Source organism: Variovorax sp. SRS16, assembly GCF_901827165.1.
GTDB lineage: Bacteria > Pseudomonadota > Gammaproteobacteria > Burkholderiales > Burkholderiaceae_C > Variovorax.
Genome location: NZ_LR594666.1, coordinates 1,702,322 through 1,716,737 on the forward strand (window position 1 = coordinate 1,702,322; position 14,416 = coordinate 1,716,737).

Annotated in this window: 16 protein-coding genes; 8 read left to right on the forward strand and 8 right to left on the reverse strand. The window is 67.0% G+C overall.

The features are described 5' to 3' along the window. The first annotated feature begins 2 nt into the window (after positions 1-2). Positions 3-1,028 (forward strand): alpha/beta hydrolase fold domain-containing protein, encoded by a 1,026-nt coding sequence (locus tag E5P2_RS08245; protein WP_162566639.1) that lies wholly within the window; start codon positions 3-5, stop codon positions 1,026-1,028. On the opposite strand, the gene E5P2_RS08250 is transcribed toward E5P2_RS08245, so the two are convergent. From E5P2_RS08250 to E5P2_RS08260, 3 genes are all read right to left on the reverse strand, one after another. Further along, entirely contained in the window at positions 1,019-2,398 is a 1,380-nt protein-coding gene (locus E5P2_RS08250; RefSeq protein ID WP_232077001.1) for a phospholipase D-like domain-containing protein, read from the reverse strand. The genes E5P2_RS08245 and E5P2_RS08250 overlap by 10 nt on opposite strands. Then, a complete protein-coding gene (locus tag E5P2_RS08255; protein ID WP_162566640.1) occupies positions 2,395-3,063 on the reverse strand; it encodes a glutathione S-transferase family protein in 669 nt (222 codons plus the stop codon). The genes E5P2_RS08250 and E5P2_RS08255 overlap by 4 nt, the downstream gene beginning before the upstream one ends. 127 nt (positions 3,064-3,190) lie before the next feature. Continuing rightward, on the reverse strand, positions 3,191-4,309 hold the full coding sequence (locus E5P2_RS08260) for a 5-methyltetrahydropteroyltriglutamate--homocysteine S-methyltransferase (RefSeq protein WP_162566641.1): 1,119 nt from the start codon (positions 4,307-4,309) through the stop codon (positions 3,191-3,193). Positions 4,310-4,455: 146 nt separating this feature from the next. Between E5P2_RS08260 and E5P2_RS08265 the strand changes: the two genes are divergently transcribed. The 7 genes from E5P2_RS08265 to E5P2_RS08295 all read left to right on the forward strand — a co-directional run bounded on the left by E5P2_RS08265 (position 4,456) and on the right by E5P2_RS08295 (position 10,422). After that, the gene (locus tag E5P2_RS08265; RefSeq protein ID WP_162566642.1) at positions 4,456-5,229 is read left to right on the forward strand and encodes a GntR family transcriptional regulator; all 774 of its coding nucleotides are present in this window, start codon (positions 4,456-4,458) and stop codon (positions 5,227-5,229) included. Between the two features lie 181 nt (positions 5,230-5,410). Then, on the forward strand, positions 5,411-6,583 hold the full coding sequence (locus E5P2_RS08270) for an ABC transporter substrate-binding protein (protein WP_162566643.1): 1,173 nt from the start codon (positions 5,411-5,413) through the stop codon (positions 6,581-6,583). Between the two features lie 113 nt (positions 6,584-6,696). After that, positions 6,697-7,569, forward strand: a complete 873-nt coding sequence (locus E5P2_RS08275; protein WP_162566644.1) for a branched-chain amino acid ABC transporter permease — start codon at positions 6,697-6,699, stop codon at positions 7,567-7,569. Then, positions 7,569-8,543, forward strand: coding sequence for a branched-chain amino acid ABC transporter permease (locus tag E5P2_RS08280; RefSeq protein ID WP_162566645.1), 975 nt, complete (start codon positions 7,569-7,571; stop codon positions 8,541-8,543). The genes E5P2_RS08275 and E5P2_RS08280 overlap by 1 nt, the downstream gene beginning before the upstream one ends. After that, on the forward strand, positions 8,540-9,301 hold the full coding sequence (locus tag E5P2_RS08285) for an ABC transporter ATP-binding protein (RefSeq protein WP_162566646.1): 762 nt from the start codon (positions 8,540-8,542) through the stop codon (positions 9,299-9,301). The genes E5P2_RS08280 and E5P2_RS08285 overlap by 4 nt, the downstream gene beginning before the upstream one ends. Then, complete coding sequence (locus E5P2_RS08290; protein WP_162566647.1) at positions 9,294-9,998, forward strand: ABC transporter ATP-binding protein; 705 nt, start codon at positions 9,294-9,296, stop codon at positions 9,996-9,998. The genes E5P2_RS08285 and E5P2_RS08290 overlap by 8 nt, the downstream gene beginning before the upstream one ends. A 31-nt stretch (positions 9,999-10,029) precedes the next feature. Further along, the gene (locus tag E5P2_RS08295; RefSeq protein WP_162566648.1) at positions 10,030-10,422 is read left to right on the forward strand and encodes an SRPBCC family protein; all 393 of its coding nucleotides are present in this window, start codon (positions 10,030-10,032) and stop codon (positions 10,420-10,422) included. A gap of 44 nt (positions 10,423-10,466) precedes the next feature. Here the strand turns inward: E5P2_RS08295 and E5P2_RS08300 are convergent, their stop codons facing one another. The 5 genes from E5P2_RS08300 to E5P2_RS08320 all read right to left on the reverse strand — a co-directional run bounded on the left by E5P2_RS08300 (position 10,467) and on the right by E5P2_RS08320 (position 14,303). After that, positions 10,467-11,195, reverse strand: coding sequence for a maleate cis-trans isomerase family protein (locus tag E5P2_RS08300; protein ID WP_162566649.1), 729 nt, complete (start codon positions 11,193-11,195; stop codon positions 10,467-10,469). Between the two features lie 30 nt (positions 11,196-11,225). Then, positions 11,226-11,408, reverse strand: coding sequence for a hypothetical protein (locus E5P2_RS08305; RefSeq protein ID WP_162566650.1), 183 nt, complete (start codon positions 11,406-11,408; stop codon positions 11,226-11,228). Between the two features lie 50 nt (positions 11,409-11,458). After that, on the reverse strand, positions 11,459-11,803 hold the full coding sequence (locus tag E5P2_RS08310) for a hypothetical protein (protein WP_162566651.1): 345 nt from the start codon (positions 11,801-11,803) through the stop codon (positions 11,459-11,461). Positions 11,804-12,004: 201 nt separating this feature from the next. After that, a complete protein-coding gene (locus E5P2_RS08315; RefSeq protein ID WP_232080623.1) occupies positions 12,005-13,633 on the reverse strand; it encodes an ArnT family glycosyltransferase in 1,629 nt (542 codons plus the stop codon). A 181-nt stretch (positions 13,634-13,814) separates the two neighbouring features. Continuing rightward, positions 13,815-14,303: a GAF domain-containing protein gene (locus E5P2_RS08320; protein ID WP_162566653.1), complete on the reverse strand. Its 489-nt coding sequence runs from the start codon at positions 14,301-14,303 to the stop codon at positions 13,815-13,817. Positions 14,304-14,416: the final 113 nt, after the last annotated feature.

Below are 14,416 nucleotides of genomic sequence, written 5' to 3' on the forward strand. Positions count from 1 at the left end.
GCGTGCCGGACTCCATCTCGGTCGACAGCCCGCCCGGCTTCGCGCCGGAAGCATTCGAGCGCTATGCGTATCCGCGCACGCTCGATCCGCGCATGGTCGAGATCCTCGCGCAACAGCGCGCAGCCGCGGCACCGGTCGATCGCTACGCTTTGCCTTTCGATCAAGCGCGCGCGCTGCTGCTGCAGGAGCGGCGCAAAAGCCAGACCGGCGTGCCGCGCATGCTCGCGATCGAGGATGCCGAACTGCAGGTCAATGGTCGCCGCGTCGGCCTGCGCTGGTATCGCCCGCAGGCATCGCGTGACGCAGTACCCATCGTGTACCTGCACGGCGGCGGCTGGTGCGTCGGCTCGAACGAGACGCACGACACCGTGCTGCGGCACCTCGCCGCGGGCTCGGGCCTGCCGGTGTGCGGTGTCGACTATTCGCTCGCGCCCGAGCATCCTTTCCCGGCGGCGCTGGCCGATGTGGCCGGCGCGGTGGATGCCGTGCTGGCGCAGCATGGGCGCGTCGTGCTCGCGGGCGATTCGGCCGGTGCCAACCTGGCGCTTGTCGAAGCCATGCGCCGCCGCGACGCGCGGCCGGCGGCGGGCGATGCAGATGCGGATGGCATCGCGGGATTGATCCTGTTCTACGGTGTGTTCGGGCCGATGCGCAGCGGCGGCTCCTTCGGCGCCTATGGAAGCGGCGAGTTCGGCCTCAGCTGCGCGGCACAGCAGCGCTACCTCGATGCCTATCTGTCGGGCGCATCGAACACCGACGATCCGCGCGCATTTCCCTTGCTCGGTGAACTCGGCGGTCTGTCGCCCGCGCTGATCCTCGCGGCGGGGCTGGACCTGCTGCTCGACGATTCGGTCCGGATGCACCATGCCATCGTCGCGGCCGGCGGCCGTTCGACGCTCAGCGTCGCGCACGGCGTGCCGCACGGCTTCCTCAATCATGCGAATGCGCTGCCGCGCGCGGCACAGGCCTTGGCAGAGGCGGCTTCGTTCGCGCGCTCGCTGATCGAGCGCCGGCCGGCTCAGAGCTGAAAGGCGATCGTCAGCAGCAACCCTTCGGCCACGTCGCGCAGCAGCCCGGGCCGACGTGCACGGTAGGCCTCGCCGGCCGAAGCCGTGGTCTCGATCCATTGTGCGAACCAGTCGATCTCGCCGCGGTCGTAGAACACCACCGCGGCCTCGTGATTGAGCAGCAGGCTGCGCAGATCGAGGTTGATCGAGCCGCACAGCGCGAGCTCTTCGTCCACCACCACGGCCTTGGCATGCGCCATGAACGGCAGCATGCGGAAGATGACGCCCGCGCGTGCCAGGTCGCGCATCGCTCGCGCCCGCACGAAATCGGCCAGCCGGTGGTTCGACTGCGCCGGGATCGCGATCGTGACCTGCACCCCGCGCCGCGCCGCCAGCCGCAGCGCGTCGCGCAGGCCGTCGCCGGGCACGAAGTAGGGCGTGATCGCGAGCACGCGATGCTCTGCGCGAAAGCAGGCGTCGATCAGCAGCGCGTGCGCCGTGTCTTCCGTCTGGTCGGGGCCGCTCGGCAGGAACTGCGCCAGGCTGCCGCTCGAAGGCTCTTCGTCGGTCCCGATGGCGCGCGGCTTGCGCCCGCGCACCGAGGCCCAGTCGTGATCGAACTGCCGCGCCGCCGCGGCGGCCACGCTGCCGTGGAGATCGAAGGACAGGTCGCGCCACGGCGTGGGGTGCTCGTCGTTGCCCAGAAAATATTCGCCGGCCAGGTTGCGGCCGCCGGACCACAGCCAGCCGTCATCGGCGATCGTGAGCTTGCGGTGGTTGCGCAGGTTGCGCGGGCCCAGTCGGCGCAGGCTGAAGAAGGGCCGGAACACCGCGACCTCGACGCCGGCATCGCGCAGCGTGTCGACATGGTGGCGCGGCAGCGAGAGCGCGCCGAAGCCATCGAGCAGCACCCGCACCTTGATGCCTTCGCGCGCGCGCCGCGACAGGCGCGCGATCACCTCGTGGCCGAGCGCGTCGTCGCCGATGATGAAGGTGCAGACGTCGATGCGCACCTGTGCGCCTTCGATCACCTCCCAAAGCGCATCGCGCGCGGCGGCGCCATCCGAATGCAGGCGCACCGCGCAGTGTCCGGGCGGCGCCAGCCCGAAGCTTTCGATCAGGTCGGCGGCCCAGTGCACCATCGGCAGCGAGCGCGGAGGCCGCGGCGAGCCGGCCGGCCGCAGCTTGCGCTGGCCGAACAGCAGATACATGGGCAGGATCAGGTAAGGCACCAGCACCAGGCCCATCACCCACGCGATCGCGGTGGTCGGCGCGCGCTGCTCGCGCCGGGCGCGCGTGGTCAGCACGTAGACCAGCAGCGCGAAGGTGACAACCAGCAGATGCTGCGACGGCGAAGGCAGCCAGTCGAGCTGTTTGTCGATGTGGTTCACGCGCCAAGCAAGGACTGGAGGTACACGGGCACCGGACGGTTCTGCGATGCCAGGAAGGCCATCATCCGCCCGACCACCTCGCGCACCGGCGGCCGCGCGCCGATGCGCTCGCGCCAGGCCAGCAGGCGTGGCGTGGCAGCGGTCATGCCGGCGCCCTTGCGGTCGGCGAACACGTGCGCCATGTAGAAGGCGATGTCGGCGAAGGAGTAGGCGCCGGCGAGGTAGTCGCCGTGCGCGAGCCGCTCTTCCATTCGTTCGTAAAAACGCGCGCAGCCCGCGCAGGCGGCGATCGCGGCCTCGCTCTGCATGTCGTGCTGCAGGCCCATGAGGCGGATCACGTGCGGGAAGAACACCTCGTCCGACAGGTGCTCCAACTGCCGCGCCAGCGCGCGCTGCGCGGCATTGCCGGGCCAGAGCGGCGGCTCGGGGGCGATGTCTTCCAGGTACTCGAAGATTTGCGTCGAATCGAACAGCTCGACATCGCCGTCGATCAGCACCGGCACCTGGCGCTTCGGATTGATGCGCAGCACCTCGGGATGCTTGGGCTCGTAGCGGTCGTCGCGGTCGAAAGGCACCATCTCGTAGTCGAAGGCGAGGCCCTTTTCGAGTGCTGCGATCTGCACCTTGGCGCCGAACATGCTGAGGGGAGCGGTGTAGAGCTTCATAAGCCCGGAGCCTACTTCACCCGCCCGATTCGGGAAACACCGCGGAACCCGCTTCGCCGGGCCGCCGGTGTTGCCGTCTGCAAAGGGGCCGGGCGCAGCGAGCCGAAGTGCGCGAAAGCTGGGATGCCTAGTCCTTCCAGACTTCCTGGGCGGTCTCGATCACCAGCCGCAGCTTGGCCCGCTGCGCCTCGACCGCGATGTTGTTGCCATGCACCGTGCTCGAGAAGCCGCACTGCGGCGACAGCGCGAGCTGTTCCAGCGGCGCGTACTTGGCGGCGGCCTCGATGCGGCTCTTGAGTTCGTCCTTGTCCTCCATCTCGCCGAACTTGGTGGTCACCAGGCCCAGCACCACGGTCTTGCCCTTGGGCAGGAAGCGCAGCGGACGGAAGTCGCCCGAGCGCGCATCGTCGTACTCGAGGAAATAGGCATCGAGGTCCATCTCCTTCAGCAGCGCCTCGGCCACCGGCTCGTAGTTGCCGGCCGCCGCGTGCGTGCTCTTGAAGTTGCCGCGGCACAGGTGCATCGCGAGCGTCATGCCGGCGGGCTTCTGCGCCACCACCTTGTTGATGAAGGCGGCATAGCGATGCGGCAATTCGTTGGGGTCGTCGCCGCGCTGGCGCGCGGCTTCGCGCATCTTCTCGTCGCACAGGTAGGCGAGATTGGTGTCGTCCATCTGCACGTAGGTAGCGCCCGCGGCGGCCAGCGAGCGCAGTTCGTCACCGTAGGCCTTGGCCACGTCGTCGTAGAACACCGGATCGAGTTCGGGGTATGCCTCCTTGCTGATGCCGGCGCGCCCGCCCCGGAAGTGCAGCATGGTGGGCGAGGGGATCGTGACCTTCGGCGTGCAGCCGGCCGAGACCTGGCTCTTGAGGTACTCGAAGTCGGCCAGCTGGATGTTCTTCGCATGGCGCACCTTGTCGATCACGCGCATCACCGGCGGCGCGAGCTCCTCGGTGCCGTCGGGCCGGCGGATGGTGACGGGAATGTCGGTCTTCACGCCGCCGAGCTGTTCGAGGAAGTCGATGTGGAAATAGGTGCGGCGGAACTCGCCGTCGGTGATGCTCTTGAGCCCGACGTCTTCCTGGAACTTGACGATCTCGGTGATGGCCTTGTCTTCGACCTTGCGAAGCTGCTCGGGCGTGATCTCGCCCTTGGCTTTCTGCTCGCGCGCTTCGAGCAAATACCTGGGGCGCAGGAAGCTGCCGACGTGGTCGTAGCGGGCAGGCAGAGAGGCGTGCTGGGACATGGGTGCTCCGTCAGATGCTGAAATAGAACGGTCGATCGTAAACGCACCGCAAGGGCCTTGGTTGCATACAGGGGGTTGAGTGTTTACCCGAGGTTTTGCGCTGATTTCTTGGATCTGCGCGATTCTTTGTATACATTTCGTATCCCGTGACAGCGCCAAACTCTCCCGTCCTGACTCCCAGCGAGCCGATCGAAGCCAGCAGCTCGCAGGCCGTCAAAGCCCAATTGCGGCTGCGCGAGATGGTGCTCGCGGGCGAACTGGCCGGCGGCGCGCGCATCGCCGAGGTGGCGGTCTCGGAATTGCTCGGCGTCTCGCGCACGCCGGTGCGCAGCGCGCTCATGCGGCTCGAACAGGAGGGCCTGCTCGAGGCCCTTCCCAATGGCGGCTATGCGGTGCGGACCTTTTCCGAGCGCGATGTGTCCGATGCGATCGAACTGCGCGGCACGCTCGAAGGCCTGTCGGCGCGGCTCGCGGCCGAGCGCGGCGCACCGCCGGTGGTGATACGCGAAGCGCGTGCCTGCCTCAGGCGCATCGACGAACTGCTGCGCCAGCCCGCGCTCGACGATGCAGCGTTTTCGCAATACGTCGCCTTCAATGCGCAGTTCCATCGCCTGTTGTCGGAGCTCTCGGGTAGCCCGCTGATCACCCAGCAGCTGGAGCGCGTCGTCAACCTGCCTTTCGCATCGCCCTCCGGCTTCGTCGTGATGCAGGCCAACTCGGCCGCGGCGCGCGACATGCTGCTGATCGCGCAGGACCAGCACGGCCAGGTGCTGGAGGCGATCGAGAACCGCGAGGGCTCGCGCGCCGAGGCGCTGATGCGCGAGCACAGCCGCATCGCGCAGCGCAATCTTCGCGAAGCGCTGCACGGCGCGCAGAGCCATCCGTTGCCGGGCGTGCAACTGATCCGCCGCCGACACTGAGAACCAGACTTCCGAATGACTGTCCTGCCCCGTCCGCGCTCGCGCGATGATCGCGCAATCGATCGACTCATCGCGCAGAAGTTCGAGCGCGGCCCGGCCCGCTAGGTGTTTGCCGCGAAGGCGGCACGCTTTCATTTGTTCACAATATCGCCTGTTTCGGCACTCACCCCAAGGAGACTTCATGCAACGTCGCCACCTCGTCCAGGCCGCGAGCCTGACCGCCCTCGCGCTGGCCTTGCCGCTGGCCAACGCCCAGAGCAACACCTTCAAGATCGGCCTGATCCTGCCGATGACCGGGCAGCAGGCCTCCACCGGCCGCCAGGTCGAGGCCGGGGTGCGGCTCTACATGGCGCAGAACGGCGACACGGTCGCGGGCAAGAAGATCGAGGTCATCGTCAAGGACGACACCGCCACGCCCGACGTCACCAAGCGCCTCGCGCAGGAACTCGTGGTCAACGACAAGGTGAACGTACTGGCCGGCTTCGGCGTCACGCCCGCGGCGCTGGCGGCCGCGCCGATCGCCACGCAATCGAAGACGCCCGAGCTCGTGATGGCCGCGGCCACCTCCAGCATCACCGAGGCTTCGCCCTACATCGTGCGCTCGAGCTTCACGCTGCCGCAGGTCTCGGTGGCGATGGGCGACTGGGCGCCGAAGAACGGCATCAAGACGGTCGTCACGCTGGTCAGCGACTACGGCCCGGGCAACGATGCCGAGAAGTTCTTCAAGGAACGCTTCCAGCTCAATGGCGGCAAGGTGCTCGACTCGCTGCGCGTGCCGCTGCGCAACCCCGACTTCGCGCCCTTCCTGCAGAAGGTGCGCGATGCCAAGCCCGATGCGCTGTTCGTCTTCGTGCCCTCGGGCGCGGGCGCTGCGGTGATGAAGCAGTTCCTGGAGCGCGGCATGGACAAGGCCGGCATCCGGCTGATCGCCACCGGCGACGTGACGGACGACGACCAGCTCAATGACATGGGCGACGGCGCGCTCGGCGTGGTCACCTCGCACCACTACTCGGCCGCGCATCCGTCGGTGATGAACAAGAAATTCGTCGAAGCCTTCGAGAAGGCCAACAAGAACATGCGGCCGAACTTCATGGCGGTCGGCGGCTACGACGGCATGCACATCATCTATGACGCGCTGCGCAAGACCAAGGGGCAGGGCGGCGGCGATGCGCTGCTGGCCGCGATGAAAGGCCAGATCTTCGAAAGCCCGCGCGGCCAGATCCTGATCGACGCACAGACGCGCGACATCGTGCAGGACGTGTACCTGCGCAAGGTCGAGAAGAAGGACGGGCAGCTCTACAACGTCGAGTTCGACGTCATCAAGAGCGTCAAGGATCCCGGAAAAGCTAAATGACCCCCAGGCTTGCCCACTTCGTGTGGCCGCCCACCCCCTTTTCAGGGGGCAACACCTGCGGCCCGGCGGAGCCGGTTTCGCGGTGTTTCTGATCTGAGGCTGCGGATCGACGTATGTTGACGATTCTCTTTGACGGCATCGCCTACGGCATGCTGCTGTTCGTTCTCGCGGTCGGCCTGGCCGTGACGCTGGGGCTGATGAACTTCATCAATCTCGCGCACGGTGCCTTTGCCATGGCAGGCGGCTACCTCACCGTGTTCGCGATGCAGAAGCTGGGCGTGCCTTTTCTCGTCTGCCTGCCGCTCGCGTTCATCGCGGTGGGCGCGCTCGGCGCGCTGCTCGAACGCACGCTTTACCGCCCGATGTACGGCAAGTCGCACCTGGACCAGGTGCTGTTCTCGATCGGGCTCGCCTTCATGGCGGTCGCCGCGGTGGACTATTTCGTCGGCTCCTCGCAGCAGAACATCCAACTGCCCGAATGGCTGCGCGGCCGCACCGAGATCGGCGACGGCGCGCTGCTGCTGGGCATGGGCCATTACCGGCTCTTCATCATCGCGCTGTGCGCGGTGCTGACCGTAGTGCTGCAACTGATCCTCTCGAAGACGCGCTTCGGCAGCCGCTTGCGCGCGGCGGTCGACGATCCGCGCGTGGCGGCCGGGCTGGGCATCAACGTCAACGTGGTGTTCCTGCTGACCTTCGCGGTCGGCTCCGGCCTGGCGGGGCTGGGCGGTGCGCTGGGCGCGGAGATTCTCGGGCTCGATCCGACCTTCCCGCTCAAGTACATGATCTATTTCCTGATCGTGGTCTCGGTCGGCGGCACCTCGTCGATCACCGGGCCGCTGCTGGCCGCGCTGCTGCTCGGCATCGCCGACGTGGGCGGCAAGTATTTCATTCCCAAGATGGGTGCCTTCACCGTCTACCTGCTGATGATCCTGATCCTGATGTGGCGCCCGCAAGGCCTGTTTGCCCGCAAGGGGGGCAAGTGATGCAGGATTTCCAGGCGGCGCTGTTGCGCCGGGCACGCTGGCGGCCGTGGGAGTTCGCGATCTGGATCGTGGCCTTCGCGCTGCCGGCCATCGTGCCCGCGCATGCGCTGATGGTCAACGAGATCGCGATCGTCGCGCTGTTCGCAATGTCGCTCGACCTGATCCTCGGCTACACCGGCATCGTCTCGCTCGGGCACGCGGCCTTCTTCGGCTTTGGCGCGTACACGGCAGCGCTGTTCGCCAAACTGGTGATGCCCGATCCGACCGTCGGCCTGGTGGTCGCGATCGTGCTGTGCGCCGCGCTCGGCGCGGTGGCGAGCATCACCATCCTGCGCGGCACCGATCTCACGCGGCTGATGGTCACGCTGGGCACGGCGCTGCTCCTGCTCGAACTCGCGAACAAGCTCGATTGGCTGACCGGCGGCGCCGACGGCCTGCAGGGCGTGGTGATGGGGCCGGTGCTCGGCCTGTTCGATTTCGATCTCTATGGCCGCACGGCCGCGTGGTATTCGCTTGCCGTGATGCTGCTGCTGTTCCTGCTGATGCGGCGTCTGGTGCATTCGCCCTTCGGCGCCACGCTCAAGGCAGTGCGCGACAACCGGCTGCGCGCGATGGCGATCGGCATCCCGGTCGTCTCGCGGCTGGCGGTGATCTACACCGTGGCCGCCGCGATCGCGGGCGCGGCCGGTGCGCTGCTGGCGCAGACCACCGGCTTCGCCTCGCTCGACGTGCTGGCCTTCGACCGCTCGGCCGACGTGCTGCTGATGCTGGTCATCGGCGGCGTCGGCTGGCTCTACGGCGGCATCACGGGCGCGATCGTCTTCAAGCTGCTGCAGGACACGCTGTCATCCGTCACGCCGCAGTACTGGATGTTCTGGATCGGCCTGATCCTGGTGCTGCTGGTGCTGGTCGGGCGCGACCGGCTGTTCAAGCCCTGGACCTGGTTCGGCGCGCGCAGGAGCGCGAAGTCGTGAACAACGACATCGTCCTCGCGGCCACCGGCCTGGTGAAGCGCTTCGGCGGCATCACGGCCACCCACAACGTCACGCTGAACCTGAAGCGCGGCGCGCGTCACGCACTGATCGGCCCCAACGGCGCCGGCAAGACCACGCTGATCAACCTGCTGACCGGCGTGCTCGCGCCGAACGAGGGCCGCATCGTGCTCGAAGGCGAGGACATCACGCACCTCGCGCCGCACCGCCGCGTGGCGCGCGGCATGGTGCGCACCTTCCAGATCAACCAGCTCTTCGACTCGATGACGCCGCTGGAGACGCTGGCGCTGGTCGTCTCGCAGCACATCGGCCTCGGCGCCAAGTGGTGGAAGCCGCTGGGTTCGTCGAGCGAGGTCGCCGGGCGCGCGGGGCGGCTGCTCGAGCAATTCAGGCTCGGCGATGTCGCGCAGCAGCAGACCCGGCATCTGGCCTATGGCAAGCGGCGCCTGCTCGAGATCGCGATCGCGCTGGCCTGCGAGCCACGCGTGCTGCTGCTCGACGAGCCGGTGGCGGGCGTGCCGGCCGGCGAGCGCGAGGAACTGCTGGAGACGGTGGCCGCATTGCCGGCCGATGTGTCGGTGCTGCTGATCGAGCACGACATGGACCTGGTCTTCAGCTTCGCCGACCGCATGACGGTGCTGGTCAACGGCACGCTGCTGACCGAAGGCGACCCCGACACGATCGCCAACGACCCGAAGGTGAAAGAGGTCTACCTCGGCCAGGGAGCGGTGCATGGCTGAACTGCTGCGCATCGAGAACCTGAGCGCGGGCTACGGCGAGGCCGTGGTGCTGCACGGCATCGGCCTCGCACTCGGCGAAGGCCGCACGCTGGCGCTGCTGGGACGCAACGGCACCGGCAAGACCACGCTCATCAACACGCTCGCCGGCGCGACGCGCCAGCATGGCGGCAGCATCACGCTCGGCGGCGCGGCGCTGCACAAGCTGTCGCCGCACCAGCGCGCGGCCGCCGGCATCGGCTGGGTGCCGCAGGAGCGCAACATCTTCAAGTCGCTCACGGTGGACGAGAACCTCAGCGCGGTGGAGCGGCCGGGCCAGTGGAATCCGCAGCGCGTCTACGAGATGTTCCCGCGCCTGGCCGAACGCAAGCGCAACCTCGGCACGCAGCTGTCGGGCGGCGAGCAGCAGATGCTGGCCGTCGGCCGCGCGCTGGTCGTCAATCCCACGCTGCTGCTGCTCGACGAGCCGCTCGAAGGTCTGGCACCGATCATCGTGGAAGAGCTGCTGCGCGCCATCCGTCGCATCACGCAGGAAGAAGGCCTGGCGGCGATCATCGTCGAACAGCATCCGCAGGCGATCCTCGCGATCTCCGACGAGGCGGTGGTGCTCGATCACGGCACCATCGTGCATGCGGACCGCGCGGCGACGCTGCGCACCCAGCCCGAAGTGCTGGAAAGATTGCTTGGCGTCGCGCGCTGAGCGCAGGTCATCCATTCCGGAGGGTTCGTTCATGGCATCCATCCACCGCGAAATGCAAGTCGCAGCGAGCGCAGAGAAGATCTGGGACGCGGTGCGCGACGTCGGCGAGATCCACAGGCGCCTCGTGCCCGGCTTCGTGACCGACTGCAGGCTCGAAGGCAATGCGAGGACCGTCACCTTCGGCAACGGCATCGTCGCGCGCGAAGTGATCATCGATCTCGACGATGCCGTGCGCCGGCTGGTGTGGTCGGCAAGCGGTGGGCGCTTGTCGCATCACAACGCATCGCTGCAGGTGTTCGCGGAAGATGCCACGCACAGCCGCATCGTCTGGATCGCCGATCTGCTGCCCGACGAGATGGCCGGGCCGATCGGCACCATGATCGACGAGGGCATGAAGGCGATGAAGAGAGCGCTGGAGAGCTAGGGGCATCCCGGGGACGACCGGGTCCGGACCGGTCGAGGATGGTTTCAGGCCTTCGGCCCGAACAGACTGCCCCAGCCCTTGACGCTGCGCATGTCGACGCCGATCACCTTCAGAGCTTTCCACACCACGGTGGCCACCGAGTCGTAGATCGGAATGCCGAGCTCGCGTTCCATCTCCTCGACCAACTGCGCGCCGTGCAGGTTGGTGCACATCACAGTCATCGCGTCCGGCTGCTGCCGCGCCACCTCGCGCAGCATGCGGCGCAGTGTGTCGGGCGCGACCTCGCTGAACGAGAAATTCACCGTCAGATCGAGGTGCCGTTCAGCCACGCAGTCGATGCCGATGCGCGCGTAGTTGGCAATGATGCGTCGTTGCACGTCCTCGACATACGGCGAGATCAGGCCCATGGTGCGAGCGCCTTGCGCGGCCAGCAATTCGTTGAGCGCCAGGACCGAGGTCGTGGCCGGAATGCCGGTCGCCTCGGTGATGCGTGCGCACAGGATCTCGTCCTTCTCGAAACCGAGCCAGCTCGCCGAGGTGCCGCTCCAGCAGATCACGTCCACGCATGCATCGGCCAACAGCCGCGCAGCTTCGAGGATCTTGCTGTCGTCGAACTGATTCATCGAGGCATCGCGCATCGAGATCTCGGTGACGGTGAAGCGCGAGAAGTGCGCGGAAACGCCGGGCACCGCACTGACCATCGCGCTGGTCAGCGGCTCGAGCGCGGTGTTGGAAGACGGCGTCAGCACGCCGATGAGTTTTCGTTGCGTCACGGTGCTCGGAACAGGTTTTTCATGGGCGCATCAACTCTTCAGCCTCCAGAGTGTCGCTCCGATGCGCAGCAGAACCTCATAGTCCGCCTGACCGAGCGTAGGCCGCAAACTCTCCAGCATCTCGGCCAGCGCGGAGATCGCTTCGCCCGTCGTGAGCGAGCAGCCGTCACTCGCCAATCGAGCCATCAGAACGACGAGATCGGCGTCGGCCATATTGCCTGCATATGCCAGGGGACGGGCGCTGAGCGGCTGATGAGTCGAATTCAGTCCCGATCTCCTCGATCGTCGTCATCACGGCGGTGGTGGCGGTGCTCACGCCAACGGTCGCCCCGTTCGTAGTAGGCCGGCGGCGGCCCATAGTATGCAGGTGCCGGACGGTAGTACACCGGCGGCGGCTGGTAGTAAACCGGCGGTGCCGGCCGGTAGTAGACAGGCGGCGGGTCGTAGTACGCAGGGCCAGGTTCGGCAACGCCGATCGCGATACCCGGCACGTCGATGCCCACGGACCAGCTCGGGCCGGCGTCGGCAGACACAGCGGCGAAAAGTGCGCCGACTGCGATGGCGCCAGCGCCAGCCAATTTGAAGAGTGCAGAGCGCTTGAGATTCATGGTCATAGTCCTTCTAAGAGCAAAGGCGAAATCCGCCCCATGAGTCGACAACGCGCGCCCCCTGGGGCGGGTCGACGTCCATTCTGTGAAGATGGTTCCCAAACGTGACGGCCGCAGCGCGCCCCTGTCTCCAGACTGGGGATGACCCATTTGAAGCGCCGTAGGACATGCGTTCCCTTCGCGACGATGGATGGCCAAGGATCACTGCTTGACCACGACCAGACGCCTCGCGTCCTCGAACACGATGCGCATCGGCAGCTCGCGCTGGCGAAGCGCCGCCCACGTCGTCCGGTTCATGTAGGCCGCGGCCTGGGGAAGCGAGCGCCAGCGCTGGGCGAATGCATCCAGGGTCGGGATCGATTTCCAGGGTTCCAGGCGCTGACCCAGGGCGAACTCGTCGGCATAGTCCACCAGCACCACGTCGCGCCGAAGATAGAAGGGCAGTGTCTGGTCGTAGCTGCGGACGGCAAACACGGGCGTGTCCGGTTGCAGGAGCGGGAGCAGCACCGTCGACAAAGCCGCGGAACTCTTGAGCTGTCCGAAGCGGTCGTGGCCTTGCAGCACAAGGGTCGTCGCAACGAAGTGACCCAGCGCCATGCACAGCACGGCCGCGGTCGTCTGCCGGCGCCCGAGGTGCCACCAGGCAGCAGCGGCACCGAGCAGGAACACGACGCACGCGAGTCGCACGGCCATCGCGATGGCCGACAGCGCCTCCGGCGGTGCGCTCGGCGAGACCAGCCGGCCGTACTGCGTCGAGGCGATCAGCGCCGCGAGCCACACCAGGGTCGGCACCCCCAGGTGCCAGCGCAATGTCGACGGGCGTGCATCGCGGATCCGCAGCGCCACCAGCATGGCGAGCGCGGGGAACATCGGGAGAATGTAGGAGGGCAGCTTGGAGCCGGAAGCGCTGAAGAACAGCAGGATGAACAGCGACCAGACGATCAGCACATCGCGCGAATCGATCGGGGGCCCATCGGTTTCGCCATGGCGGCGGTCCGGCTTGAGCGACCACGCCAGACCACCGGTCCATGGCAGCGCGCCGGCGAGCAGGATCGGAAGGTAGTACCACCACGCTCCCTCGCGGCGATGCTCGGTCGTCAGGTAGCGCGTGAAGTGCTCATGGATGAAGAAGAAGTTCGCGAACTCGGGATGCCGCAACGACATCAGGACGAACCACGGCGCCGCGAGCGCCAGGAAGATCACCGCGCCTGAGCCCCAGCGCATGCCACGCAGCAGCGCCATGTCTCGCCGCCACAGGCTGACGGTCAGCAGCACGCCGCCTGGAATCGCAATGCCGATCAATCCCTTGCTCAGCACGGCGCCGGCCATCGCGGCCCAGGCGATCCAGATCCAGCGGCGGCGCGCATCGTGTGCCACGCGCCCCGGGCTCGCGTCGTGCCGCATCGCCAGCAGCACGCTGCAAAGCGTCAGCGTGAGGAACAGTGTCAGGCCCGCATCGAGCGTGAGGAAATGGCTGTTGCCGACGATCCAGGTGGTCGATGCCGCGATCGCCAGCGCCTGCAGACCCACTTCGCGCCCCCACAGGCGCCATGATGTCCATCCGACGATGACCACCGTCAGGAAGCCCGCCAGGCCCGGCCCCAGGCGCGCAGCGAACTCGGTGATCCCCAGACACTTGAAGCTCAGCGCGCCGATCCAGTATTGCAGCGCAGGCTTCTCGAAGTAGAGCAGGCCGTTCAGCCGCGGCGTGATCCAGTCGCCGCTGCGTGCCATCTCGAGCGCCAGGGTGGCGTAGCGGCCTTCATCGGGACTGATGAGCGACCGCGTCCCCAGGCTCGCGAACCAGAGCAAGGTGGCGAGGCCTGCCATCCACGCGAGCCAGCGCAGGGACGGCGTGTCGCGGTGCGAGGTCGGCGCCGGGGCTGTTGTGCTCTCCGGCGGTGCGGCTCCATGCATTTCAGCATGGTCGCAAGCCCTTCCTTACCGCCGACTTATCTGCGTGCGATCCGGTCCGGCGGCAATATTCAGACTGATCGGTAGCGCCAGGTCGCTACGCACTGTCCCGCTTGGGGTACGGCGGCAGATGGCCGCCAAGTGTCAGATAGCTCGCGACGTTGAGCATCAGCTCGATGTCGATCTGCTGGGGATCGCGCGGCACCAGGTCATAGTGGCACAGCGTGCCGAGGATCGTCCCGGCACTGTCCATGAGTGGCACCCCGCAATAGGTCAGGACCTGCGCCCTGGCGGGATGCTGCGCGAGGCGCTCGTCCACCAGCGCGTTCGGGGTCATGAACGGCGCATGGCTGTCTCGCACGAAGCAGCAATAGGTGGCCGTGTCGGGGACCTCCTGCGCCGTGAGGACGTCCGGATTCTCGCGGTCGTAGTGGACGACGGCGTTGGCCTGGCCGTCTTCGAAACGCCAGATGCCGATGAAACGATAGTCCGTCTGCTGCAGCAAAGACGCGAGCGCTTCTCGAAGTCCTTCGGAGCGCATCGTGACTGCGAAACGCGCGAAGACTTCTTTGGCTTGAGTATCCATGGTTCACCGAGGAGGAAAAATGAGATTGTGCCCGCGAGTGCAGACAGCAAAAGACATGGGTGGCACCTGGTGATCCATCGTTGTGCGACCGGCCTGGGTCTCGTCGCATCGGC

Bases quoted from the DNA above. Each gene is read 5' to 3' on its own strand.
- E5P2_RS08255 (WP_162566640.1), bottom strand. From the start codon at position 3,063: ATGAAGCTCTACACCGCTCCCCTCAGCATGTTCGGCGCCAAGGTGCAG.
- E5P2_RS08260 (WP_162566641.1), bottom strand. From the start codon at position 4,309: ATGTCCCAGCACGCCTCTCTGCCTGCCCGCTACGACCACGTCGGCAGC.
- E5P2_RS08270 (WP_162566643.1), top strand. From the start codon at position 5,411: ATGCAACGTCGCCACCTCGTCCAGGCCGCGAGCCTGACCGCCCTCGCG.
- E5P2_RS08275 (WP_162566644.1), top strand. From the start codon at position 6,697: ATGTTGACGATTCTCTTTGACGGCATCGCCTACGGCATGCTGCTGTTC.
- E5P2_RS08280 (WP_162566645.1), top strand. From the start codon at position 7,569: ATGCAGGATTTCCAGGCGGCGCTGTTGCGCCGGGCACGCTGGCGGCCG.
- E5P2_RS08290 (WP_162566647.1), top strand. From the start codon at position 9,294: ATGGCTGAACTGCTGCGCATCGAGAACCTGAGCGCGGGCTACGGCGAG.
- E5P2_RS08295 (WP_162566648.1), top strand. From the start codon at position 10,030: ATGGCATCCATCCACCGCGAAATGCAAGTCGCAGCGAGCGCAGAGAAG.
- E5P2_RS08305 (WP_162566650.1), bottom strand. From the start codon at position 11,408: ATGGCCGACGCCGATCTCGTCGTTCTGATGGCTCGATTGGCGAGTGAC.
- E5P2_RS08310 (WP_162566651.1), bottom strand. From the start codon at position 11,803: ATGAATCTCAAGCGCTCTGCACTCTTCAAATTGGCTGGCGCTGGCGCC.
- E5P2_RS08315 (WP_232080623.1), bottom strand. From the start codon at position 13,633: ATGGCAGGCCTCGCCACCTTGCTCTGGTTCGCGAGCCTGGGGACGCGG.
- E5P2_RS08320 (WP_162566653.1), bottom strand. From the start codon at position 14,303: ATGGATACTCAAGCCAAAGAAGTCTTCGCGCGTTTCGCAGTCACGATG.